General features: G+C 65.4%; 24 protein-coding genes. 14 read left to right on the forward strand and 10 right to left on the reverse strand.

What is annotated here, in order from left to right; all coding sequences use genetic code 11:
• Positions 1-21: 21 nt before the first annotated feature.
• On the reverse strand, positions 22-1,407 hold the full coding sequence (locus ACIGKQ_RS07265; RefSeq protein ID WP_266062331.1) for an FAD-binding oxidoreductase: 1,386 nt from the start codon (positions 1,405-1,407) through the stop codon (positions 22-24).
• Positions 1,408-1,438: 31 nt separating this feature from the next.
• Complete coding sequence (locus tag ACIGKQ_RS07270) at positions 1,439-2,086, reverse strand: SDR family oxidoreductase (protein ID WP_235724618.1); 648 nt, start codon at positions 2,084-2,086, stop codon at positions 1,439-1,441.
• A gap of 124 nt (positions 2,087-2,210) precedes the next feature.
• On the opposite strand from ACIGKQ_RS07270, the gene ACIGKQ_RS07275 reads away from it, so the two are divergent.
• Entirely contained in the window at positions 2,211-3,041 is an 831-nt protein-coding gene (locus ACIGKQ_RS07275) for a DUF222 domain-containing protein (RefSeq protein ID WP_396572954.1), read from the forward strand.
• 93 nt (positions 3,042-3,134) lie between these two features.
• Here the strand turns inward: ACIGKQ_RS07275 and ACIGKQ_RS07280 are convergent, their stop codons facing one another.
• The 7 genes from ACIGKQ_RS07280 to ACIGKQ_RS07310 form a co-directional block, all read right to left on the reverse strand.
• Complete coding sequence (locus ACIGKQ_RS07280; protein ID WP_235725124.1) at positions 3,135-3,404, reverse strand: GlsB/YeaQ/YmgE family stress response membrane protein; 270 nt, start codon at positions 3,402-3,404, stop codon at positions 3,135-3,137.
• A 71-nt stretch (positions 3,405-3,475) separates the two neighbouring features.
• The gene (locus tag ACIGKQ_RS07285) at positions 3,476-4,342 is read right to left on the reverse strand and encodes a ParA family protein (RefSeq protein ID WP_396572956.1); all 867 of its coding nucleotides are present in this window, start codon (positions 4,340-4,342) and stop codon (positions 3,476-3,478) included.
• Between the two features lie 79 nt (positions 4,343-4,421).
• Entirely contained in the window at positions 4,422-4,712 is a 291-nt protein-coding gene (locus tag ACIGKQ_RS07290) for a hypothetical protein (RefSeq protein WP_396572958.1), read from the reverse strand.
• Positions 4,713-4,777: 65 nt separating this feature from the next.
• Positions 4,778-5,500, reverse strand: coding sequence for a hypothetical protein (locus tag ACIGKQ_RS07295; RefSeq protein ID WP_396572960.1), 723 nt, complete (start codon positions 5,498-5,500; stop codon positions 4,778-4,780).
• A gap of 124 nt (positions 5,501-5,624) precedes the next feature.
• Positions 5,625-6,134, reverse strand: coding sequence for an O-acetyl-ADP-ribose deacetylase (locus ACIGKQ_RS07300; protein WP_235725056.1), 510 nt, complete (start codon positions 6,132-6,134; stop codon positions 5,625-5,627).
• A gap of 20 nt (positions 6,135-6,154) precedes the next feature.
• Positions 6,155-6,370: a hypothetical protein gene (locus ACIGKQ_RS07305; RefSeq protein ID WP_396572962.1), complete on the reverse strand. Its 216-nt coding sequence runs from the start codon at positions 6,368-6,370 to the stop codon at positions 6,155-6,157.
• A 62-nt stretch (positions 6,371-6,432) separates the two neighbouring features.
• Positions 6,433-6,972, reverse strand: coding sequence for a hypothetical protein (locus ACIGKQ_RS07310; protein WP_235725058.1), 540 nt, complete (start codon positions 6,970-6,972; stop codon positions 6,433-6,435).
• 116 nt (positions 6,973-7,088) lie between these two features.
• Between ACIGKQ_RS07310 and ACIGKQ_RS07315 the strand changes: the two genes are divergently transcribed.
• Positions 7,089-7,562, forward strand: coding sequence for an NUDIX domain-containing protein (locus tag ACIGKQ_RS07315; protein WP_328712970.1), 474 nt, complete (start codon positions 7,089-7,091; stop codon positions 7,560-7,562).
• A 14-nt stretch (positions 7,563-7,576) separates the two neighbouring features.
• Here ACIGKQ_RS07315 and ACIGKQ_RS07320 read toward each other — a convergent pair whose 3' ends face one another.
• Positions 7,577-8,110 (reverse strand): SRPBCC family protein, encoded by a 534-nt coding sequence (locus ACIGKQ_RS07320; RefSeq protein ID WP_328712968.1) that lies wholly within the window; start codon positions 8,108-8,110, stop codon positions 7,577-7,579.
• Between the two features lie 188 nt (positions 8,111-8,298).
• On the opposite strand from ACIGKQ_RS07320, the gene ACIGKQ_RS07325 reads away from it, so the two are divergent.
• The 12 genes from ACIGKQ_RS07325 to groL all read left to right on the forward strand — a co-directional run bounded on the left by ACIGKQ_RS07325 (position 8,299) and on the right by groL (position 21,943).
• On the forward strand, positions 8,299-9,240 hold the full coding sequence (locus ACIGKQ_RS07325) for an NADP-dependent oxidoreductase (protein WP_396572964.1): 942 nt from the start codon (positions 8,299-8,301) through the stop codon (positions 9,238-9,240).
• Positions 9,241-9,305: 65 nt separating this feature from the next.
• Complete coding sequence (locus tag ACIGKQ_RS07330; protein WP_396572966.1) at positions 9,306-10,139, forward strand: aldo/keto reductase; 834 nt, start codon at positions 9,306-9,308, stop codon at positions 10,137-10,139.
• Between the two features lie 106 nt (positions 10,140-10,245).
• Positions 10,246-11,421: a pyridoxal phosphate-dependent aminotransferase gene (locus ACIGKQ_RS07335; RefSeq protein WP_396572968.1), complete on the forward strand. Its 1,176-nt coding sequence runs from the start codon at positions 10,246-10,248 to the stop codon at positions 11,419-11,421.
• A 96-nt stretch (positions 11,422-11,517) separates the two neighbouring features.
• A complete protein-coding gene (locus ACIGKQ_RS07340; protein ID WP_372475210.1) occupies positions 11,518-12,810 on the forward strand; it encodes a serine hydrolase domain-containing protein in 1,293 nt (430 codons plus the stop codon).
• 172 nt (positions 12,811-12,982) lie between these two features.
• On the forward strand, positions 12,983-14,620 hold the full coding sequence (locus tag ACIGKQ_RS07345) for an aromatic/alkene/methane monooxygenase hydroxylase/oxygenase subunit alpha (RefSeq protein ID WP_328712964.1): 1,638 nt from the start codon (positions 12,983-12,985) through the stop codon (positions 14,618-14,620).
• A gap of 170 nt (positions 14,621-14,790) precedes the next feature.
• On the forward strand, positions 14,791-15,831 hold the full coding sequence (locus tag ACIGKQ_RS07350; RefSeq protein WP_235725065.1) for a 2Fe-2S iron-sulfur cluster-binding protein: 1,041 nt from the start codon (positions 14,791-14,793) through the stop codon (positions 15,829-15,831).
• Positions 15,832-15,857: 26 nt separating this feature from the next.
• Positions 15,858-16,964 (forward strand): aromatic/alkene monooxygenase hydroxylase subunit beta, encoded by a 1,107-nt coding sequence (locus ACIGKQ_RS07355; RefSeq protein ID WP_328712963.1) that lies wholly within the window; start codon positions 15,858-15,860, stop codon positions 16,962-16,964.
• A gap of 8 nt (positions 16,965-16,972) precedes the next feature.
• The gene (gene mimD, locus ACIGKQ_RS07360) at positions 16,973-17,311 is read left to right on the forward strand and encodes a propane 2-monooxygenase effector subunit MimD (RefSeq protein ID WP_396573089.1); all 339 of its coding nucleotides are present in this window, start codon (positions 16,973-16,975) and stop codon (positions 17,309-17,311) included.
• An 89-nt stretch (positions 17,312-17,400) separates the two neighbouring features.
• On the forward strand, positions 17,401-18,447 hold the full coding sequence (locus ACIGKQ_RS07365; protein WP_396572973.1) for an amidohydrolase family protein: 1,047 nt from the start codon (positions 17,401-17,403) through the stop codon (positions 18,445-18,447).
• A complete protein-coding gene (locus ACIGKQ_RS07370) occupies positions 18,444-19,211 on the forward strand; it encodes an iron-sulfur cluster assembly protein (protein ID WP_235725068.1) in 768 nt (255 codons plus the stop codon). The genes ACIGKQ_RS07365 and ACIGKQ_RS07370 overlap by 4 nt, the downstream gene beginning before the upstream one ends.
• Entirely contained in the window at positions 19,208-20,233 is a 1,026-nt protein-coding gene (locus ACIGKQ_RS07375; protein WP_266062310.1) for an NAD(P)-dependent alcohol dehydrogenase, read from the forward strand. The genes ACIGKQ_RS07370 and ACIGKQ_RS07375 overlap by 4 nt, the downstream gene beginning before the upstream one ends.
• Positions 20,234-20,266: 33 nt before the next feature.
• Positions 20,267-21,943, forward strand: coding sequence for a chaperonin GroEL (groL, locus tag ACIGKQ_RS07380; protein ID WP_266062308.1), 1,677 nt, complete (start codon positions 20,267-20,269; stop codon positions 21,941-21,943).
• The last annotated feature ends 70 nt before the right edge of the window (positions 21,944-22,013 follow it).

The raw sequence follows: 22,013 nt of genomic DNA on the forward strand, positions 1-22,013 counted from the left end.
GGATTCGGTCGTTCGCGCGCGTCAGCCGAACAGCACGCCCGGGTTCAACCGGCCGTCGGGGTCCCAGGCACCCTTGATCGCACGCATCGTGGCGAGATCGACGTCACTACGCCCCAGGTGCGTCCACGCCACCTTTGCCCGGCCGATACCGTGCTCGGCGCTGATGCTGCCGCCGTTGGCGGCGACGATCCCGAAGACTCGCCCCGTCAGTTCCTCGGCGTTGTGTTCGGGCACATCGAGCAGGTTGACGTGGATGTTGCCGTCCCCGACATGCCCGAACAGGATCGACCGGCACGGGTGCTCGACGAGGTCGGCCACGGCGGCCAGTTCGGCAAGCGCCTCCGGAAGCGCCCGAATCGGCACGGACACATCGAGTTTCACCACCGGCGTGGTGGACGACCGCGAGATCGTCTCGGTGTGCCGCTCACGCGCCGCCCAGAGATCGCGGGCCGGGCCGGGTTCGAGCACGGCGTCGACGACGTCAGCATCGTCGAGAACGTCGATCACCGCGGCCTCCACATCACCGGTGCCCGACACTTCCACCAGGGTGTAGAAGGGCGCGTGCGCGGCCACCGGCCGGCGCACGCCGTGCTGATGCACCAGTTCAATCCCCGCATCGGTCATGATCTCGGCCGCCTCGACGGTCAGTCCTCGCTCGGTCATGGTGTCGATGAGGGCGAACGAATCCTCTACGTGGCGCACCGCGGCCACCGTCACGATCGTCGAGGCAGGCGGGGCCACCAGCCGGAAAAGGACCCGGGTCACGATGGCGAGGGTGCCCTCGCTCCCGGCTAGCAATCCGGGGATGTCGTAGCCGACGTTGTCCTTGACGAGCGATGTCCACCTGCGCAACACCTGACCGTCGGCGCGTACGGCCTCGATGCCGAGTACCTGGCGACGGGTGTTGCCGTGCCGGATCATCCGCACCCCGCCGGCGTTGGTCCCGACCACCCCACCCGCGGTGGCCGACTCTCGCGACGCCAGATCCACCGGGAAGCGTAGGCCGTGCTCTGCGGCGCGGGAGTCGATCTGATCGATCGTCGCACCCGCCTGGACACCGACGCAGCGACCGCGGGTGTCGACCTCATCAATGTCGGTCATACGGGCAGTGCTCATCACCACCAGCAGGCCCCGGGACGCGGGCTCGGTAGGCGGCACCGACCCGCCGACCAGCCCGGTGTTGCCACCCTGCACGCAGATGGCCACGCCGTGGGCGGCACACGCAGAGACCACCGCAGCCACCTCATCGGTGGTACGCGGGCGGATCACCGCGTCCGCCGTCCCGGTCCAACGTCCGGTCCAATCGGTCAGATGGCCGGCCATCGCATCGGTGTCGGTCAACACATGCGCGTCCCCGACGATCGCCACGACATCGGACAGGAACGACGTGGCGTGTGTATCGGTCATGGTCCGATTGTCGGCGATGACCGGTGAGATCTCACGACACCGCGTCTGCGATGGGGGTGTCGCCGTCGTTGAACTCGATGCGCTTACCCACCGTCGCGGGGACGGCGAGTACGGCCGCGGCGACCTGCGCGACGTTGTCACGGCTCACCTCGTCGCCGGCCACCCGGTCCCCGCCGACCGTGATCCGGCCGGTACCGGGTTGGTCGGTGAGCCGGCTGGGTCCGAGAACGGTCCACTGCAGATCGGATGCCGTCAGATGTTCGTCGGCGGCAGCTTTCGCCTCCGCGTAGGGATAGAACGAATTGTCCTCCGGCACACCATGGTCGGGCCCGGCTCCGAAATAGGACACCATTACATAGCGGTTCGCGCCCGCGGTGGCAGCGGCGTCCATCGAGCGGATCGCGGCGTCGCGGTCGACGGCGTAGGTCCGGTTCGGGTCGCCACCGCCCGCGCCGGCGGAGAAGACCACCGCGTCCTGGTCGGTGAGTACCGAAGCAATCCCGGCGACATCGAGATTCTCCACATCGGCAACGACCGGCGTGGCACCGGCGGCCTCCACATCGTCGCGATGGGCCGGGTTGCGGATCAGCGAGGTCACTTCATCGCCCCGGTCGGACAGGATCTTCGCCAAGCGCAGAGCGATCTTGCCGTGACCCCCGATGATCGCGACGCGTGTCATGAACACTCCTCTCGTTGCGGTCCCTACCCCACCAACGTACCGACCGGACGCGACGAAGGGTTGCAGGTTCGACTGGTGGCGGTATTCTCGAACATACGTTCGGGACGGTCAGTCGGGGGTGAGTATGGCCGAGTTTGACGAGTGTGATGCAACCGATGCCGCGCCCACCAAGTCTGCGCCCACCGACTCTGCGCCGCCTGATTCGGTGCCCCATGATTCGGTACCTTCTGGGTCGGTGTCGGCGGGGTCGTTGTCGCAGGTGCCGGGTCTGCTCGCCGAGCTGGATGCGGTGGTGGATCGGTTGCCGCATGACAAGAAGGTGGCCGCCGAGGCCACCCTGGCCGGGTTGGCGTGTGAGCACACGCCCGCCGAGATCGGTGAACTCGGGCATCGGCTACTCGACAACCTCGACCCCGACGCCGAGTTGACCGACGACAGTGACCGTAAACGGCGTCGTAACGTGTGGGTCAACCGGCAAGACGCCCAGCAAATGTCAAAACTGACCGGTCACCTCGACCCGGAAACCCGCGCCCTGATCGAAACGTTGTGGGCGGTATGGGTTACACCCGGCCTCAACAATCCCGACGACCCCGACTCGCCACCCGCGCGCAACGGTTGGTGTCTTTCGCCCGCCCCGACGGGCACGTGTGCTCAGCACCCGACTGCGATCAGCCCGCCGCCCACGCGGAGATGCATCACGCCGTGCGTGACTTCGCCGACGGCGGCAACACCGACATCGTCGACCTCGCCCCCGCCTGTGGCCCCCACACCGGATGGTCGGCAAAAACCCGGGCCAGTTCACCGCCGGGGTCTACACCGACGGCCCCGACGCCGGCCGCGTGTGGTGGCGACGCAACAGCGAACCCGACCCTCGAACAAGCACGCGCCCGCATCCACCCACCACCAGCACAGGCGCCGCCGCAGCGTCTCAACTCATTCGAACTCACCGAGATGATCCCCCAACCCATCTCGGTCATGAAGGCCTGCCTCGCGCACCGCCTGTACACCAGCGCCACTGGCCGCGGGGCGGTCACTGACCGCAGGGTGGTCACACCTTCGATCGACCACGCACGAGGCCGACAATCCACAGCAGCAGGCAGGCCCCGGCGAGACAGGTCACGAAACTGAAGATCAGTCCGCCGCCCTCCACATCGACGCCGAACAGGGCGAGGATGAACCCTCCGAGCAGGCCACCGACGATGCCCACCACGATGTTGAGCAGAATGCCCATCTGAGCGTTGGTCTTCATGATCATGCTGGCGATCCACCCGGCAAGGCCGCCCACGATGATCCATCCGATGATTCCGAGTCCGAGCATCATTCCTCCACCTGGTCGGTACGCGGCGGCAGCTGGACCAGACCGCGTTCGGTCGCACACCCGACTCGACGCTACGCGGTGGACGAAACCTTCGCGGCTGCTTCGATCATCAGTGCCTGTGTCACGCCCCGGAACTGCTCGAAGTGCCCGTGATGGCCGTACTTGGCGCGCAGGTTCACGTACGGCCGGTACTCCGCTGCGGCACCGATCACGTTGGCCTCGTGGAGGTACGCGGGCAGTACGTTCTGTATCGACGGGTCCCGACGGAGCCGTAAGACCGTGTCCTGGTGAAGTGTCGCCGCAGCGCGGAACTTGGTCACCACCACACCCAATTCGGTGATCTCACGGCCGATTTCCCTTCCGAAGTCGGCGACCTGACGCTGAACATGACCGATCGCGTACGTCGACAACACGTCCGGGATCGTCGGAATCACATAGGCATCGGCCAGCGAGAGACCGTTGAGACTGAACGGACCGACATTCGGCGGGCAGTCGATGAGGATGAAGTCGTAATTGTCGGCGATCGCGGCAACCGCGCGACGCAGCACGTCGATCAGCGCGGCGTGGTCGTCGGCGGCCACACGGCGTGCACTCAGTTCCTCCTGCAACTCGATGAAGTCGAGGGAGGCCGGCAACAGGTCCACACCCCGCACCGACTCGACGGGTGACACATCGCGCTGAAGCGTCGTGTCGAGATCGAAACGCCTGGTGTCGTCGAGTGCGTCCGCGAACAGCGTCGCCAGTGTGTGTCCCCGCTTGTTGCATTGCAGCCACTGGTCCTGTCCGATCATCATGGTGGTGAGGTTCGTCTGCGCGTCGAGATCCACCAGCAGAACACGCTGCCCGAACTCGCCGGCCAGGAATTCGGCCACACCGGCAGTCAGCGTCGTCTTGCCGACACCTCCCTTGAGGCTGATGGTCGCGATCGCCGTCGGCATGGCCCACCCCGTGTGCTGGCAGTTTCGGTGGACAGCGTATCCCGGATCGGCGGTACACCGGGCAGCTGCGAGCCCAGGGTCATTCGTGGAACTCGTTTTTCGGGAGTCGTGGGCGCGTTCCGGTCGGGCGCCGACGTCCCGGTATCCGGAGCGTCCAACGCGCCGGTGCGACCGTGAAGTCCATCCATCGCCCATCTCCGAGCCAGAGTGACCAGAGATCCTCATCGGGGAAATCGCCCATCCGCACATAGATCTGCTGATCGGCGGCGCGAGCGGTCAGCCAGCCCTGATCGTCCGGGTCGTCGGCGAAGACCGAGTCGGCTGCCAAGACCTGCTCGAGATCGTCCACTCGGTCGCTGCGTCGGACCATGTCCTCCCCTGTCGGTGTTGAACTGCTGGTGTGTCGACCATCGGCGAATCGGGCGGCTGTCCCGATCAGTCGTCGAATCGGACCGAACTGACGGCGGCGGTAATCGATCGGCGGAACGCAGCACCCTCGCGCGCCGGGGCGGTTCCGGTGGCGTGCAGCAGATATGCGACGTTTCCGCGACGGTAGGCGGCATACCGGATGGCACAGAACCAGGTCTCGTCATCACCGACGTAGGTTCCCGACTGGACCGACGATCCCTCGGTGCGGAAACCCGGCTGAGTACGCGTGGCTTCGCTCTCGTCCCACTCGGGCAATGAACGAGCCTCGACAAACGCGTGATCCATGAGCTCGGACACAGCTACGGCGTGATCGATGACGAAGCGGGTCAACACGATCGCGATGGTGCCGTCGTGGCCATGGCCGGCGAGGTACAACCGCAGATAGCCGGGCGCCAGCACGCTGCTCCAGGTGTCGTCGTCGACGTCTACCAGGATTTCGCCGGGAATGGTGTCGGCGTCGGTGACGCGACTTGCGCTCACCGACATCTGTGCGAGTCGATCCAGAATCGGGATGTCGGTCGACTGCGACTGCCGACGACCCGCGCGATGCCACTCGGCCGAGCTGTAGGCGAATCGAGGGGGTCGCAGGACGGTCGGCTCCACCGGCGGCGTGTCCGCGTCATCACGAGCACGTGCGGAAAGTAACTCGACATGAGCGGGGCAGTCACCTGACCCGAACACGGCGCCGTCCCCGACCGCACCGGGGGCATTGCCGGTGTCAGTGGTCATCGGCCGATCCGCACCTCAGGCATGCACCGTGCGCGCAGCGAACGGTCGCGCCGCATTCGGCTGAGTCAGGTCCCGTTGAGTCGGCCACGCACAGAGGATAGTCGGGCGACGCCCGATGTGGGGTTCAGGCGAGGATGCGGCGTGTGATGTCGGCGATCCGGCTTGAAAACGCCACGAGCGTAACGGATTCGACAGTCGAATCCGCACCTTTGACAGCGCGAACCTGCTGCTGGACGGCATCGTCGACCGGCCAGCCATAGGCACCGCCCGAGATCAGCGGAAATGCCACCGATGCCGCGCCGAGGGCGTGCGCCAACCGAAGGCTTCGGGTGTAGCAGGAACGGAGGACAGACGACCGGTCTTCGCCGGGGGCGTAGACCGGACCGACGGTATGGATGACCCATTGCGCCGGAAGGTCGCCCCCGGTGGTCGCGACGGCCGCGCCGGATTCGAGCCCGGACGGCAGCGACGTCTCCCGCAGCAATCGGCATTCGGCCAGGATCGCCGGGCCGCCCGCGCGGTGGATCGCTCCATCGACACCTCCGCCACCGAGCAGCGACGAGTTCGCCGCGTTGACGATCGCGTCGACGCGTTGGGTGGTGATATCGCCGATGGTGACCTCGATGGTGGTCATGCGTCCAGGCTATCGATCGGTCAGAAGGACGCAGGTCCGTTGGTGTTCTTTCGCGAGCGCGCCCTGTACAACGCGAATGCGCCGTAGATCGCCAGTCCGAGCAGTGCGATCCAGAACAGGCCCTTGAGCAGTGGGCCCACCATCGCGAGCGCGAGTAGCACCACTGCGATGACGCCGAGGACCTTCCAGAAGGTCATGCCGCTGTTGGTGGTTCCGTTGGGATTCGTTGATGTCATGTCTCCACTGTGATCCGGTTGGCGCGAAAAATCACCTGTCTGCAGGCGAAATCGGGGAAAGTTCAGGGGTATCCCTGACGCTGCGCCGAGGGGTCGGTCGGCGCTGATCTCGGCAGGATGGTCGAGGCCTGATAGGAGCATCCCAACTCATCCGGCGCCGCGAATCCGCACCGATCCCGGAACCAGGTGACCACGATCTCGGCGACCCGCCGCCGTGAACGGCTCATCAGGAATCCGTGGGTGCAGTCGGCGAAGGTGTCGTCGTAGAACCACCTGTCGAGGGCGTCGCGACCGACGGTCTGCGAGGCGAGCAGCGGTACGGACATCAGCGTCGTCGACAACCGGACCAGATAGGTCTGCGAGGCCAGCACCTGGATCTGCGCGCAGTCGACGTCATGTTCGTCGTCGGGGTGCGCAACGGCCGGACCGATGTCGAGGATCGCAGCGCGCCCCATGTCGGCCATCGACTCCACCAGCCACCGCTCCATCGCCGGCCAGTCCACGGCCCGCCGCCGGGCGCGATGTCCGGCGTGTGCCGGGTGCCGGTCCGGTCGACGTCGATCGGCATGATCGTCGGTGTGGTCGGGCTGGTACTCGTCCATGTGCGCACCTCCTGTGAGTGAATCGCGGTCAGTGAATCACTTGGCACCGACAATTCCGTCGCGCGCGCCCGACCTCGCCTTTTGCCGGGTTCCGTCGGCACCGGCAGGATGAACGGGTGCCGATTCCCGAATTCATCCGCGATCTGCGCCATCACGTCGGCCACCGCCCACTGTGGCTCTCCGGCGTCAGTGCCGTCGTACTCGACTCCGATGGACGAATACTGCTGACCCACCGCGCCGACACCCGTCAGTGGGCGGTGGTGTCGGGGGTGTTGGAACCCGGGGAGGAGCCCGCACGTGCGATCCTGCGCGAGATCTCCGAGGAGACCGGGGTACGCGCCGAAGTGCAGCGGCTGACCAGTGTCGACGTCACCCCGATGATCACCTATCCGAACGGGGATCAGACGCAGTATCTCGATGTCTGCTTCCTCGCCCGCCACCGTGACGGGGAGCCACATCCCGCCGACGACGAGAACATCGCCGTCGAGTGGTTCTCTCCGGACGCCTTGCCCGCTGACCTGGCCACCACTTCTCGGCTGCGCATCGACAAGGCGCTGCGCGACGATCAGGCAGCCTGGTTTCGTCGCTGATCGGGTTCTTCTGATCAGTTCGCCGACGTCGCGTCGTCGACGATCGCTTGCTGGATGAGCCGGTAGTACTCGCGCTGCGCCGGATAGTAGTCGTCGAAATCGACTGCGGCCGGGTCGGTTTCTAGCATCACGGCAGTCAGCCTGTCCAGGTAGTACTCCCAGCCCGGTCCGGTGTTCTCGATCGCCGTCGGGTCGTTGACCATCTCAGCGAGAGTCACGGTGGTGATGCCGTCGGCCTCGACCATCTCCACGACCAGATCCCAGGTGCCGAAGTCGTCGGTGGCGCGGATCTGGAGGACTCGCGGCGGTTCGCACCGACGGATGTCGTAGCGCACGGGGATCATGTTGTCCTCGCCCTCCGCATTCATGGTGAACTGGACGTAACCCTGCGTCGGGTCACCGGTGTAGAACCCGATCCACCGGGCCAGTCTGTCCGATTCCGTCACTGCCGCCCAGACGTCTGAAATCGGTGTGCGATAGGTGCGGGTGAACTCCACCGCGTCGCCCTCCGGGCGCAGTCGGCGGCGTCCGCTGGGGATGAGCGTCATGCTGTTTCCTCCTGGTCATCACGTGCCCACCAAGTACTTGCCCACTCAATATGTGCCCACCGAGCCCACCTGCACCAGGCCTGCCGCGAGCACCTCGAGGCTTCGGCCGATTGTCCCCTATCGCGCCCGTCACCAGTGAGTCCGAGACTGCTGGAATACTCCGGGGGCGTCGCGACCTTGAACGGGGCATGGCCCACAGAATCGTCGCGACCCGTTACGGTCCCCCCGCCGAGGCCTTGGAGCTGGTGCAGACGGAGCCACCGTTGCCCGGCCCGGGCCATGCGATCGTCGAGACCAAGGCGATCGGGGTGAACCCTGCCGACGCCAAGACAGTCCGAGGTGAGATGGGCGGAGACCATTCCCGACTGCCGCTGCCGATCGGTTTCGAGGCAGCCGGGGTGATCTCGGCGGTCGGCGACGGCGCCGTGACCCCAGACGGCATGTTGTCCGTCGGGGACCGGGTGATCGTCTATCGAGCCCAGGGCGCTTACACCGACCGGCTGGCGGCCGACCTGACCTCCGTGCACCGCATCCCCGACGAGCTCGATTTCGAGCATGCGGCCGGCCTCCTGTTGGTGGGGGTCACCGCAGCCGACACCGTGCGTACCGCACACGTCGAGAGTGGGGACGTCGTCCTGGTCCACGGCGGATCGGGGGCGGTCGGCGTCATCGCGATCCAATTGGCCCGGGCATCAGGTGCGACTGTGCTCGCGACTGCGTCTGCGCGCAACCACGATCATCTTCGGTCCCTCGGGGCAATCCCGGTGACCTATGGCGACGGGTTGCTCGACCGCGTCCGCGATGCCGCTCCGGGTCCGATCACATCGGTGATCGACACCACCGGTACCGACGAGGCGATCGACACATCGCTCGAACTCGTCGACAACCCCGGCAAGATCGTCAGCATCGCCGCATTCGGCCGCGCGTCCGACGGCATCGTCCTGGTCAACGGCAGCACACCGAGTAGTCGCCGCCATCGTGCCGAAGCGGTGGAACCGTTGATCGCGAGCGCCGCCGACGGTTCGCTGGTCACCGAAGTGGCCAAGACGTTCCCGCTCGCCGACGCCGCGGTCGCGCTCACCGAGCTCGAGATCGGCCATCCGCGAGGCAAATTCATCCTCGTGCCCTGAGACCACCGGGTACGACCACACAGAACGGTGCAATTTTCGATTTGACGAGGAAGGTGACATCACCCATGTCAGTACCCACCATCACCCTCAACAACGGCGTCGAGATCCCACAGCTCGGCTTCGGCGTATTCCAGATACCGCCGGAGGACACCAAGGCCGCCACCCTTGCCGCGCTCGAAGTGGGTTACCGCCACATCGATACCGCCGAGATGTACGGCAACGAGAAGGAGGTCGGTCAGGCGGTCGCCGAATCCGGCATCCCTCGTGACCAGATCTTCGTCACCAGCAAGCTCAACAACGGCTACCACGCCCACGACGACGCGCTGCGCGCCACCGAACAGACGCTGGCCGACCTCGGTGTCGAGGCCGTGGACCTTTTCCTCATCCATTGGCCGTTGCCCGGCATCGATGTCGACTACGTCGAGACGTGGCGCGCACTGGAGAAGATCCATTCCGAGGGCAAGGCCCGCGCCATCGGCGTGTCGAACTTCCAGCAGGCCCACCTCGAGCGACTGTTCGCCAAGACCGACGTGGTGCCCGCGGTGAATCAGATCGAGGTGCACCCCTATCTGATTCAGAATTCATTGCGCGCGTTCAATTCCGAGCACGGAATCGCCACCGAGGCGTGGTCGCCGATCGCGCAGGGCGACGTCCTCGACGACCCGGTCCTCACCAAGATCGCCGGCGAGAAGAACCGCACCCCGGCACAGGTCACCTTGCGGTGGCACATCCAGCGCGGCGACATCGTGTTTCCGAAGTCGGTGACCCGTTCACGCGTCGAGGAGAACTTCGCGTTGTTCGACTTCGACCTCTCACCTGAGGACATGGCCGCCATCGACGGGATGAACAAGGACCGTCGTCGCGGACCGAACCCGGACGAGTTCAACTACATCCCGTGATGAGGTCGGACCGTCCGTGACAGGAGGTCGGTCCGGACACCATCTGCAGTACGCAGGGCGCGACCCCTGGACCCGCTCGACCTCGGCGCCAGAGCACAATGGCGCCATGAGGTTCTCGCAGCGGGCCGAGGCGGTCGCGCCCTTTTACGCGATGGAGTTCGGTAAGCGTGCCGCGCAGTTGGAGGCGGCGGGCCACCACGTCGTGAAACTCAGCATCGGCGAGCCCGATTTCGGTGCGCCACCGGCGTTCCTGTCGGCGGTACGCGACCTCACCGACGGCCGTCAGCTGGCCTACACCGCAGCGCTCGGCCTACCCGAGCTGCGGTCGGCGATCGCCGGGTTCTATCCACGACACTTCGGATGCGAGGTCGACCCCGACCGGGTGGTGGTTACCTCGGGGGCGTCGGCCGCACTGTTGCTGAGCTGTGCGGCGTTGATCGATCCGGGTGACGAGGTGCTGGTCGCCGATCCGTCCTATCCGTGTAATCGCCGCTTCGCCGAGAGCTACGGTGCGCGAGTCCGACTGATACCGACGACACCGTCGACCCGCTTCCAACTCACAACCGAGTTGGTCGCCGACGCCTGGAGAGAGCGGACGCGGGGCGTGATGGTGGCCTCCCCGTCGAACCCGACCGGCACGTCGGTGCCGTTCGACGAGTTGGCCGGCCTCTGTGGCGAAGTGGGCACCCGCGGCGGATGGCGTATCGTCGACGAGATCTACCTCGGATTGGCCGACAACTCGGACGGCCACCCGCCACGCAGCATCCTCGCCGCAGATCCCGACGCGATCGTGATCAACAGTTTCTCCAAGTACTTCGGCATGACCGGGTGGCGGCTCGGGTGGTGCATCGTGCCCGAGCAGATGGTGCCGGTACTCGAACGCTTGGCGCAGAACTTCTACATCTGCCCGCCGACACCCGCCCAATACGCCGCCCTGGAGTGCTTCACCGACGAATCGCTCGCACTCACCGAGGCGCGCCGCGCCGAGTTCCGCATCCGCCGCGAACTGGTGATCGATGGTCTGCGTCGGATCGGGTTGTCGGTGCCGGTCGCGCCCGACGGCGCGTTCTACGTCTACATCGACGTCGCCCCCACCGGCCTGACCTCGGCTGAGTTCTGCGACCGGGCGTTGGCGCAGGCACACGTCTCCCTGACACCGGGCAAGGACTTCGGACATCACACCGCCGACGACCACGTCCGCCTGTCCTATGCCGCCTCGACGGACGATCTGACCGAGGGGCTGCGGCGGCTCGGCGACTTCGTGGGCTCGCTGCACCCCTGACCGGGGCGTGGCCGTGGGCTGTCGTGCGCCGCACACATACACTGCCGATCGTATGGAGGGGATCTGTCGGGGGCCGGGTTCGAGGAGGATGACAAGGTGAGCAGTCCGTACGAGGTCGACACGGCAGCCATCGTCGCGGCCACCGAGACGGCTGTCGCCGCAGCGACCGCCGGCGCACCCCGGTTACCGGGCGTCGTCGCCGGCACCACCTCCGCCGAGAAGCTCCTCTCACTGACCGCCGGCGGAGTGCGCGCGGTCGACGGCGCCCTCGCCTCGACGTCCGACCCGATCGTCACCGACCCAGTGGCCACCGAGGCAAGGGCGACCGAGGCAAAGACTACCGAGGCAGTGACCACAGACAGTGTCTTCGCGCTCTTCTCGACCACCAAGACGATCACGGCGACGGTTGCGCTGCAGCTCGTGGAGGACGGCAGCCTCGACCTCGACGCACCGGCCGCCGACTATGCACCGCGGTTGGGCGACGTGGCCGTCCTCGAGGGCTTCGACGGCAACGGGAATCCACGGTTGCGCGCGCCGCGATCGGCTGTCACGACTCGCCAGTTACTCACGCATACGGCTGGATTCGGGTACGACTTCTTCGACGAGTCCTATCGCCGTCTGGCCCAGGAGCACGGTGTGCCCGGCACCATCAGTGCCACCCGCGAGTCGCTGACCACACCGCTGCTGTTCGATCCGGGCACGTCGTGGTGCTACGGCAGCAACGTCGACTGGGCCGGGCAGGTTGTGGAGGGCATCACCGGCCGGCGGCTCGGCGAGGTGATGAGCGAGCGCGTGTTCTCCCCGCTCGGCATGGCCGACACGGCGTTCACACTCACCGGCGAGATGTCCGGCCGGCGTGCGCTGATGCATCACCGCACGCCCGACGGTGGTCTCAAGACCAACCGGAAATGGGCACTGCCCGACGAACCGGAACTGCACATGGGCGGCCATGGACTGTATTCGACGGTCCGCGACTACCTCGCCTTCATCCGGATGTGGCTCAACGACGGTCTGTCGGACGGCGGGGATCAGATCCTGCGGCCCGAGACGATCGAGATGGCCGAACGCGATCAGCTCGGCGACCGGCGGGTGGACCGGCTGCACGGCGCGATCCCAGCGCTGTCCCACGACGCAGAGTTCTTCCCCGGCGTGCCGAAGACGTGGGGGCTGACGGCGATGATCAACGAAGAGCCCGTGCCCACCGGCCGGCCGGCCGGCGCCCTCAGCTGGGCCGGGTTGGCCAATCTCTACTTCTGGATCGACCGGCGCAGCAGGATCGGTGGCTTCTGGGCAACGCAGCTGTTCCCGTTCTTCGATCCGACGGCGCTGAATGCGTATCTCGGATTCGAGACCGCCGTGTACGACGCCCTGAAGTGCACCTCGCCCTGATGATCACGCCCGGGTAGGAATGCGCTGACCTGCAGGTATGCCCGACCACGCCAGATCAATGTGCTCGCCGTCTCACACTGAGACGCATATGACCTGAATCACAGGGTTACATCGGAGGCGCTCCAGCCCAGCAGGCCGGCACCTCGTCGGCCTTCTCACGAGGAGGCGCACATTGAGCAGGCAGAGCTTGACCAAAGCACATGCGAAGATCACCGAGTTGTCGTGGGAGCCCACCTTCGCGACACCGGCGACCCGGTTCGGCACCGACTACACCTTCGAGAAGGCTCCGAAGAAGGACCCTCTCAAGCAGATCATGCGGTCCTACTTCCCGATGGAGGAGGAGAAGGACAATCGCGTCTACGGCGCCATGGACGGCGCCATCCGCGGCAACATGTTCCGGCAGGTCCAGGAACGGTGGCTGGAATGGCAGAAGCTGTTCCTGTCGATCATCCCGTTCCCGGAGATCTCCGCAGCGCGTGCGATGCCAATGGCCATCGATGCGGTCCCCAACCCGGAGATCCACAACGGTCTCGCCGTACAGATGATCGACGAGGTTCGTCATTCGACGATCCAGATGAACCTCAAGAAGCTGTACATGAACAACTACATCGATCCCGCCGGCTTCGACATCACCGAGAAGGCGTTCGCCAACAACTACGCCGGCACCATCGGCCGCCAGTTCGGCGAGGGGTTCATCACCGGTGACGCGATCACCGCAGCCAACATCTACCTGACGGTTGTCGCGGAGACCGCCTTCACCAACACCCTGTTCGTCGCGATGCCGGATGAGGCGGCCGCCAACGGTGATTACCTGCTGCCCACCGTCTTCCACTCGGTGCAGTCCGACGAGTCGCGCCACATCTCCAACGGCTACTCCATCCTGTTGATGGCGTTGGCCGACGAGCGCAACCGCCCGCTGCTCGAGCGCGACCTGCGCTACGCGTGGTGGAACAACCACTGCGTCGTCGACGCCGCCATCGGCACCTTCATCGAGTACGGCACCAAGGACCGGCGCAAGGACCGGGAGAGCTACGCGGAGATGTGGCGTCGCTGGATCTACGACGACTACTACCGCAGTTATCTTCTGCCGCTGGAGAAGTACGGTCTGACGATTCCGCACGATCTGGTGGAGGAGGCGTGGAAGCGCATCGTCGACAAGCACTACGTGCACGACGTGGCCCGCTTCTTCGCCACCGGCTGGCCGGTCAACTACTGGCGCATCGACGCCATGACCGACAAGGACTTCGAGTGGTTCGAAGAGAAGTACCCCGGGTGGTACAACAAGTTCGGCAAGTGGTGGGAGAACTACAACCGTCTCGCCTACCCGGGTCGCAACAAGCCGATCGCCTTCGAGGATGTCGACTACGAGTACCCGCACCGCTGCTGGACCTGCATGGTGCCGTGCGTGATCCGTGAGGACATGGTCACCGACAAGGTCGACGGCCAGTGGCGCACCTACTGCTCGGAAACCTGTGCGTGGACCGACACCACCGCCTTCCGCGGCGAGTACGAGGGCCGTGAGACGCCTAACATGGGTCGCCTCACCGGTTTCCGCGAATGGGAGACCCTGCACCACGGCAAGGATCTCGCCGACATCATCACCGATCTCGGCTACGTCCGCGACGACGGCAAGACGCTGATCCCACAACCGCACCTCGATCTCGATCCGAAAAAGATGTGGACCCTGGACGATGTCCGCGGCAACACCTTCCAGAGTCCGAACGTGTTGCTGAACGAGATGTCGGACGCCGAGCGGGACGCGCATGTCGCGGCATACAAGGCCAACCGCAACGGGGCAGTCCCCGCCTGAGGCCGCGGGTTGCCAGGTGGTCTCGATACGCCGCCTCGCCTAGCGGCTCGCCGGCTACTCGACCAGCGAACCGGGGGCCCACCAGCCCAACCGGTGGTCGAGTAGTTCCGAGCCGCTAGGCGAGGAACGTATCGAGACCACGCCACACCACCACTCACACAGGAGAACCCGTGGCCGACACCCACCGCATCAACTTCGAACCCGTCGACATCGAGATGGAGGTCACCGAGGACGAGACCATCCTCGACGCCGCGTTCCGACAGGGCATCCACCTCATGCACGGATGTCGCGAAGGTCGGTGCTCGGCATGCAAGTCGTACATGCTCGACGGTGACGTCCAGATGGACGACTACTCGACGTTCGCGTGCAACGACGCCGAAGAGGCCGAGGGGTACGTACTCCTCTGCCGGACATACGCATACAGCGACTGCGACATCGAACTGCTCAACTTCGACGAGGACGAGTTGCTCGGCGGCGCACCGATCCAGGATGTCCGCACCCGGGTCACCGCGATCGAACCGCTGACCCGCGACATCGTGTCCTTGCGCCTCGACGTCGTGGAACCCGCGGCATTCGAGTTCAAGTCCGGTCAGTACGTCGACCTCTTCATCCCGGGCACCGACGAGAAGCGGTCGTTCTCCATCGCGACCACTCAGCAGACGCCGGACAAACTGGAGTTCGTCATCAAGAAGTACGCCGGAGGCCTCTTCGCCGGGATGTTGGAGGAGGGACTCTCCGTCGGCGACGAGATCATGGTCAACGGTCCGTACGGGTCGTGCACGCTGCGCAGCGGCCATGTGCTTCCGATCGTGGCCATCGGCGGCGGCGCCGGCATGGCCCCCCTGCTATCGCTTCTGCGCCACATCAGCGAGAACGAGATCAACCGTCCGGTGCGCTTCTACTACGGTGCGCGGACGGCCGCCGACCTCTTCTATCTCGACGAGATCGCCTCTCTCGGTGCAAAGATCGCCGACTTCTCGTTCACCGCATGCCTGTCGGAATCCATGGCCGACGTCGGTGACGGCGTGCACGTGGTCGAAGGCAACGTCACCGACATCGTCAAGGGATGCGAACCCGACCTAGCGCGAACGGAGGTGTATTTCTGCGGGCCGCCCCCGATGGTCGACGCCGCCTTGGCCCTCGCCGAGACGGCCGGAGTGCCCAGGGACCAGATCTTCTACGACAAGTTCACCAGCCCGGCTTTCGACTAGAAGCCCGAACGACAGGAACGAAAGGTATGTCCGCACCAACCGAACCGCGGGAACGCAGCTTCCCCTCCATCGAATTCACCGACGCCGAAGCCGGCGCCAAGGAATTCCCGAGCAGTAAGAGCCGCAAGTACAACTACTATCAGCCGGCCAAGAAGCGTGCGACCACCTACGAGGACGTCACCGTCGACGTCCAGCCAGACCCGGAACGTCACCTGACACAAGGGTGGATCTACGGGTTCGGCGACGGACCGGGTGGCTACCCGCAGGAATGGACGGCCGCGAAATCCAGCAACTGGCATGCCTTTCTCGATCCCAACGAGGAATGGGATCAGACGATCTACCGGAACAACTCGGCGGTCGTACACCAGGTGGACCTGTGCCTGCAGAACGCCAAACGCGCCCGCGCCTACGACGTGTGGAACAAGCCGTGGCTGAAGTTCATCGAACGCAATCTCGGTGCCTGGATGCACGCGGAGAACGGCCTCGCGCTCCATGTGTTCACCTCCATCCAGCGGTCCGGCCCGACCAACATGATCAACACCGCCGTCGCGGTCAACGCGGCCCACAAGATGCGGTTCGCACAGGATCTGGCCCTGTTCAACCTCGACCTCGCCGAGGCGGAGGACGATTTCGACGGCAGCGCACATCGTGATGTGTGGATGAACGCACCCGAGTGGCAACCCGTACGGGAGACAGTGGAGCGACTGACGGCGGTCGGTGATTGGTGCCAGCTGCTGTTCGCGACCAACATCGTCTTCGAGCAGCTGGTGGGTTCGCTGTTCCGTTCCGAACTCGTCATGCAGGTGGCCGCGGGCAACGGCGACTACATCACCCCCACCATCGTGGGCACGGGCGAGTACGACTACGACCGCGATCTCGCCTACACCCGCAACCTCTTCCGCATCCTCACCCGCGACGAGACCTACGGCGAGTCCAACAAGGCCTTGCTGAACGAGTGGATGGCCGTATGGGTGCCGCGTTGTCTGGATGCAGCCCGGGCACTGCAACCGATCTGGTCGCAGCCTGCCGACAAGCCGGTGACCTTCGCCGCCAGCCTCGACGCCGCGATCGCCAAGTTCCGAAGCGTCCTCGAATCCATCGACGCCGACATCCCCGAGGAGTTGAACCAGTGAGCACCAGTATGCAATTCGGAGCCGAGACCGAGTTCTCCAACATGTGCGGTGTGACGCTCATGAACACGCCGGTCGGCCGGGTGGTCGCCGACGTGATGGGCGCAAAGGAGGGCGTGGAACTCACCGAATACCCGTCGATGATCCGCGTCGACGGCGTCAACCGTCTCGATTTCGACTACGACGAACTGACCGACGCCCTCGGCCAGGACTTCGACGGATCGGTCTTCGAGGAGATCAGCTCTACGCATTACGGACGCATGGTCCACCTCGACGACCGCACGATGTTGTTCGCCAGCCCCGAGGACGCCGCGGAATTCATCGGTTTCGACCTGACCGCGTCCTCGTGAACCTCACCGCCCGGGGGTGGCTACCCACCCCCGGGCGGTGATCTCCACCCCGACCTGTTCCAGCCCAACAGAGAGAACGAGTGAGAAGCATGTACGAGAAGAACGGCGACAAGTACTTCATCGTCGACGGCCATGTCCACCTGTGGGATGGCCGCGAATCCAATCAGCGCAACATCCACGGCAAGCAGTTCATCGACTGCTTCTACGACTATCACAAGAACCTCAGCCCCGAGGAACAGGTCTGGGACTACGACACCTATTGCTACTACGGCGCAGATCGGCTGTGGAACGATCTGTTCGTCAACGGCCCAGTCGACCACGCGATCTTCCAGGCCACCATTCTGCGCGAGTTCTACGTCAACGGGTTCGCCCAGGTCGACGACTCACTCAAGCTGGCACAAGACAATCCGGGCAAACTCACCTACAACCACGCCTACGACCCGCGTGACGGCGAGCAAGGACTGGTCCAGCTACGGCGCGACGCCGAGACCATGCAGCTGCAGGGCGTCAAGCTCTACACCGCCGAATGGCACGGCGACTCGCGCGGATACAAACTCGACGACCCGTGGTCGCGACGCTACCTCGAAGAATGTATCGAGCTGGGCATCAAGAACGTCCACGTGCACAAGGGGCCAACCATCCGGCCGCTGGATCGCGATGCCTTCGACGTCGCCGACGTCGACAAGGTGGCCACCGACTATCTCGACCTGAACTTCATCATCGAACACGTCGGTCTGCCCCGGTTGGAGGACTTCTGCTGGATCGCCACCCAGGAGTCGAACGTGTACGGCGGCCTGGCCGTTGCCATCCCGTTCATCCACACCCGACCGCGCTACTTCGCCCAGATCATCGGCGAACTCCTCTACTGGATCGGCGAAGACAAGATCCTGTTCGCCTCCGACTACGCGCTGTGGACCCCGCAGTGGCTGGTCGAGCGATTCGTCGACTTCCAGATCCCTGAGGACATGACGGAATACGCGCCCATCACCGTCGAACAGAAGAAGAAGATCCTGGGCCTCAACGCGGCCGCGTTGTATCCCAACATCGAAGTGCCAGAGGAGTTGCAAATTCCCACCGATGCCGCTGACCCCGGTGTGGAGGTCGCAGCCGGCGCCAAAGACGCGGTGAGCGCATGACCGCGGTGGCCGATGGGCCGGTGACCACCACGGTCACCGACGCCGTCCTCGCCGCGCTGGGCACGGTGGTCGATCCCGAGCTCGACGAACCGATCACCGACCTCAACTTCGTCCGCTCCATCCTGATCGACGACGACGGCGTCACCGTGCACCTACGGCTTCCCACGTCGTTCTGCTCACCCAATTTCGCCTATCTGATGGCCTCCGACGCACAGGACGCATTGCATCAGATCGACGACATCGGACTGGTCCGTGTGCTACTCGACGACCACCACGACAGCGACAAGATCAACGCAGGTCTGGCCGCGGAGGCGGGCTATGTGGGGACTTTCGGAGCGGAGGCCGACGACAGCCTCGACGAGCTACGGGAAATCTTCGTCCGCAAGGCACACACCGCCGCCATGGAGCGCTGCGTATCCGCGCTGCTAGCGTCCGGCGAGGTCACCATCGCCGACCTAGGGCATCTCACGGTGCGGGATCTGCCGCCGGGGCCGGCGAAAGCCGCGCTGCTACGCCGTCGGGTGAACGCTGGGCTGAGCCTGTGCCCCAACAGTCTTGTCCTCGTCGATGACGACGGCCATCCCGTCGCACGCGACGACATCGCCATGGCCCTGCGCTTCGCCCGATCGGTCCGGATCTCCATCGAGGGCAACGGGCATTTCTGCCGAGGCCTGTTGGCCACCCGATACGCCGACGACACCGACTGCGATGGCCGCAGCGGCCCGGTCATCACCGACCTGCGATCGCCGAGGAGAACATCATGAAAGCCGTCCAGGTGGTCGGATACCACGACAAGCTACAGCTCACCGACATCCCCGATCCGGAGATCACCGGCCCCCTCGATGTGATCGTGAAGATCGGCGGGGCCGGGGTGTGCCGCACCGATCTGCACATCCTGGAAGGCCAGTGGGCCGAGAAGAGCCAAGTGACGTTGCCGTACACGATCGGCCACGAGAACGCCGGTTGGGTGCATGCGGTCGGTGATGCCGTCACCAATGTGGCCGTCGGCGACACCGTCATCCTGCACCCGCTCATCACCTGCGGATTGTGTCGGGCCTGCCGCGATGGCGACGACGTGCATTGTGAGAACAGCGATTTCCCTGGAATCGACACCGACGGTGGCTACGCCGAGTATCTGAAGACAACCGCACGCAGTGTCGTCCGCATCAACGACTCACTGCAGCCGTCGGATGTGGCGGCACTGGCCGATGCCGGCCTCACCGCCTACCACGCCGCGGCGAAGGTCGCGCGCATGACCCGGCCCGGCGACACCTGTGTGGTGATCGGTGCGGGTGGTCTGGGCCACATCGGCATCCAGGTGCTCGACGCCATCTCGGGAGTCACCATCGTCGTCGTCGACCGCAACCCGGCCGCAGTGGAATTGGCGGTCGAGGTCGGGGCGCATCACGGCATTGTCGCCGACGGCACACATGTGCAGCAGATCCTCGAGATGACCGGCGGTCACGGTGCCGAAGCAGTGCTGGACTTCGTCGGCGAGGGCGGCGCCACCGCGGAAGGTATCGCGATGTTGCGTCGCGCCGGCAACTATTTCGTCGTCGGATACGGCGAGAACATCGACGTCCCCACCATCGACGTCATCTCCACGGAGATCAACTTCATCGGCAATCTCGTGGGGTCCTACAACGACCTGACCGAGCTGATGACCCTGGCCGCCCAGGGCAAGGTCACGCTACACACGACCAAATATGCCCTCGACGACTATCAGCAGGCGATCGACGACCTCGACGCCGGCCGAGTACGTGGTCGCGCCATTCTCATCCCCTGATTCCCAAAACAAATCACGAAAGGCAGTGACACCATGGCCAAAGAGTTGCGCTACAACGCCGAAGCGCGGCTACGGCTGGAACGGGGCGTCAACGCCCTGGCAGACGCAGTCAAGGTGACCCTCGGACCCAAGGGCCGCAACGCGGTCCTCGAGAAGCTCACCGGCCCACCCACCATCACCAACGACGGGGTCACCATCGCCCGGGAGATCCAACTGCGAGATCCCTTCGCCAACATGGGCGCCCAGTTGGTCAAAGAAGTCGCCATGAAGACCAACGGGGTGGTCGGCGACGGCACCACCACCGCCACGGTGCTGGCGCAGGCCATGGTCCGCGAAGGCCTACGTGCCGTCGATCAGGGCGCCAACCCGATGCGCGTCCGCCGCGGTATCGAACGAGCGGTCGCCGCCGTGATCGACGCGCTGACCGATCAGGCCGTGCAGATCGGCGGCCGGGCCGATCTCGAACGGATCGCCAGTCTGGCCGCCAGCGACGACGAGGTCATCGGGGCAGTGATCGCGTCGGCTGTCGAGCATGTCGGCCGCACCGGTGTGATCACCACCGAGGAGAGCGACGCCCTCGGACTGTCCGTCGACGTGGTCGACGGGATCGAGTTCGACCACGGCTACATCTCCGGCTACATGGTCACCGACCACGAACGCATGGAGGCCGTCCTCGACAACCCGGTCGTGCTGCTGACGAACAAGAAGATCACCTCGGTGCAGGAGATCATGCCCGCCGTCGAGTCGGCCAAGCGTGCCGACCGGCCGCTGCTGGTCCTGGCCGAGGAGGTCGACGGTCCTGCCCTGCAACTGCTGGTCGGCGGCAACATGCACAAGACGATGCAATCGGTGGTGGTGCGAGCCCCCGGTTTCGGACACCGGCGGGTCGCCGAACTCGAGGACCTCGCGATAGCGCTCGGCGGGCAGGTGATCGCCAAGGACACCGGACTCGAGCTCTCGGAGGTTTCGCTCGAGCTTCTGGGCACCTGCGACCGGGTCACGGTCACCGAGAACGAGACCACGATCGTCGGCGCGCATGGCGACCAGTCGATGGTCGACGCACGAGTCGGGCAGCTCGAGGCACAGTTCGGTCGGGCCCGTATCGATGCCGACCGCGACGCCCTCGAACTGCGGATCGCGCGGCTGACCGGCCGGGTGGCCGTCATCCGGGTCGGCGGCGTCACCAGCGTCGAACTCAAGGAACGCATGCTCCGCGTCGAGGACGCACTGGCCGCGACGCGAGCAGCCGTGGAGGCAGGCATCGTGTCCGGCGGCGGCACGGCCCTCGCCCAAGCCCATCGCGCGCTGGAGGCATTGACCACCGATGGCGACCCGGTGGGTGCCGAAGCGGTCGCCGACGAAGCGGTCGGCATCGACGTGGTGCGGCGCTCACTCGCCGAACCGCTGCGCTGGATCGCCATGAACGCCGGATTCGACGGGGACGAGGTGGTGCGTGTAGTGACCGGACTGCCCATCGGGCACGGCTTCAACGCGCTGACCGGTGGGTACGGCGACATGTTCGACGAAGGTGTGATCGACCCGTGCAAGGTGACGCGGGCAGCACTGGAGAGCGCCGCATCCATCGCGGCGCTGTTGATCACCACCGAGACCGCAGTGGTGGAGGAGGTGCTCACCCATCCCGGCGCGATCGATGCGCCCGGCTTCGGCGACCTGGCCGAAGGGATGGTGCGGCCGTCGAACATCTACTGACCGGCGGGCCCCGCGCGGGCCTCCCCTGAACTGGGCCGGCCGCGATCCGGACGAGTGCGTTCGCGGCGTT

Origin of the sequence: Gordonia sp. NPDC062954 (assembly GCF_044543825.1) — a bacterium.
GTDB lineage: Bacteria > Actinomycetota > Actinomycetes > Mycobacteriales > Mycobacteriaceae > Gordonia > Gordonia tangerina.

Bases quoted from the DNA above. Each gene is read 5' to 3' on its own strand.
- ACIGKQ_RS07355 (WP_328712963.1), top strand. From the start codon at position 15,858: ATGTCCGCACCAACCGAACCGCGGGAACGCAGCTTCCCCTCCATCGAA.
- ACIGKQ_RS07280 (WP_235725124.1), bottom strand. From the start codon at position 3,404: ATGCTCGGACTCGGAATCATCGGATGGATCATCGTGGGCGGCCTTGCC.
- ACIGKQ_RS07265 (WP_266062331.1), bottom strand. From the start codon at position 1,407: ATGACCGATACACACGCCACGTCGTTCCTGTCCGATGTCGTGGCGATC.
- ACIGKQ_RS07295 (WP_396572960.1), bottom strand. From the start codon at position 5,500: ATGACCACTGACACCGGCAATGCCCCCGGTGCGGTCGGGGACGGCGCC.
- ACIGKQ_RS07290 (WP_396572958.1), bottom strand. From the start codon at position 4,712: ATGGTCCGACGCAGCGACCGAGTGGACGATCTCGAGCAGGTCTTGGCA.
- ACIGKQ_RS07375 (WP_266062310.1), top strand. From the start codon at position 19,208: ATGAAAGCCGTCCAGGTGGTCGGATACCACGACAAGCTACAGCTCACC.
- ACIGKQ_RS07300 (WP_235725056.1), bottom strand. From the start codon at position 6,134: ATGACCACCATCGAGGTCACCATCGGCGATATCACCACCCAACGCGTC.
- ACIGKQ_RS07320 (WP_328712968.1), bottom strand. From the start codon at position 8,110: ATGACGCTCATCCCCAGCGGACGCCGCCGACTGCGCCCGGAGGGCGAC.
- ACIGKQ_RS07330 (WP_396572966.1), top strand. From the start codon at position 9,306: ATGTCAGTACCCACCATCACCCTCAACAACGGCGTCGAGATCCCACAG.
- ACIGKQ_RS07310 (WP_235725058.1), bottom strand. From the start codon at position 6,972: ATGGACGAGTACCAGCCCGACCACACCGACGATCATGCCGATCGACGT.
- ACIGKQ_RS07305 (WP_396572962.1), bottom strand. From the start codon at position 6,370: ATGACATCAACGAATCCCAACGGAACCACCAACAGCGGCATGACCTTC.
- ACIGKQ_RS07285 (WP_396572956.1), bottom strand. From the start codon at position 4,342: ATGCCGACGGCGATCGCGACCATCAGCCTCAAGGGAGGTGTCGGCAAG.
- ACIGKQ_RS07275 (WP_396572954.1), top strand. From the start codon at position 2,211: ATGGCCGAGTTTGACGAGTGTGATGCAACCGATGCCGCGCCCACCAAG.
- groL (WP_266062308.1), top strand. From the start codon at position 20,267: ATGGCCAAAGAGTTGCGCTACAACGCCGAAGCGCGGCTACGGCTGGAA.
- mimD (WP_396573089.1), top strand. From the start codon at position 16,973: ATGCAATTCGGAGCCGAGACCGAGTTCTCCAACATGTGCGGTGTGACG.
- ACIGKQ_RS07325 (WP_396572964.1), top strand. From the start codon at position 8,299: ATGGCCCACAGAATCGTCGCGACCCGTTACGGTCCCCCCGCCGAGGCC.
- ACIGKQ_RS07365 (WP_396572973.1), top strand. From the start codon at position 17,401: ATGTACGAGAAGAACGGCGACAAGTACTTCATCGTCGACGGCCATGTC.
- ACIGKQ_RS07335 (WP_396572968.1), top strand. From the start codon at position 10,246: ATGAGGTTCTCGCAGCGGGCCGAGGCGGTCGCGCCCTTTTACGCGATG.
- ACIGKQ_RS07370 (WP_235725068.1), top strand. From the start codon at position 18,444: ATGACCGCGGTGGCCGATGGGCCGGTGACCACCACGGTCACCGACGCC.
- ACIGKQ_RS07270 (WP_235724618.1), bottom strand. From the start codon at position 2,086: ATGACACGCGTCGCGATCATCGGGGGTCACGGCAAGATCGCTCTGCGC.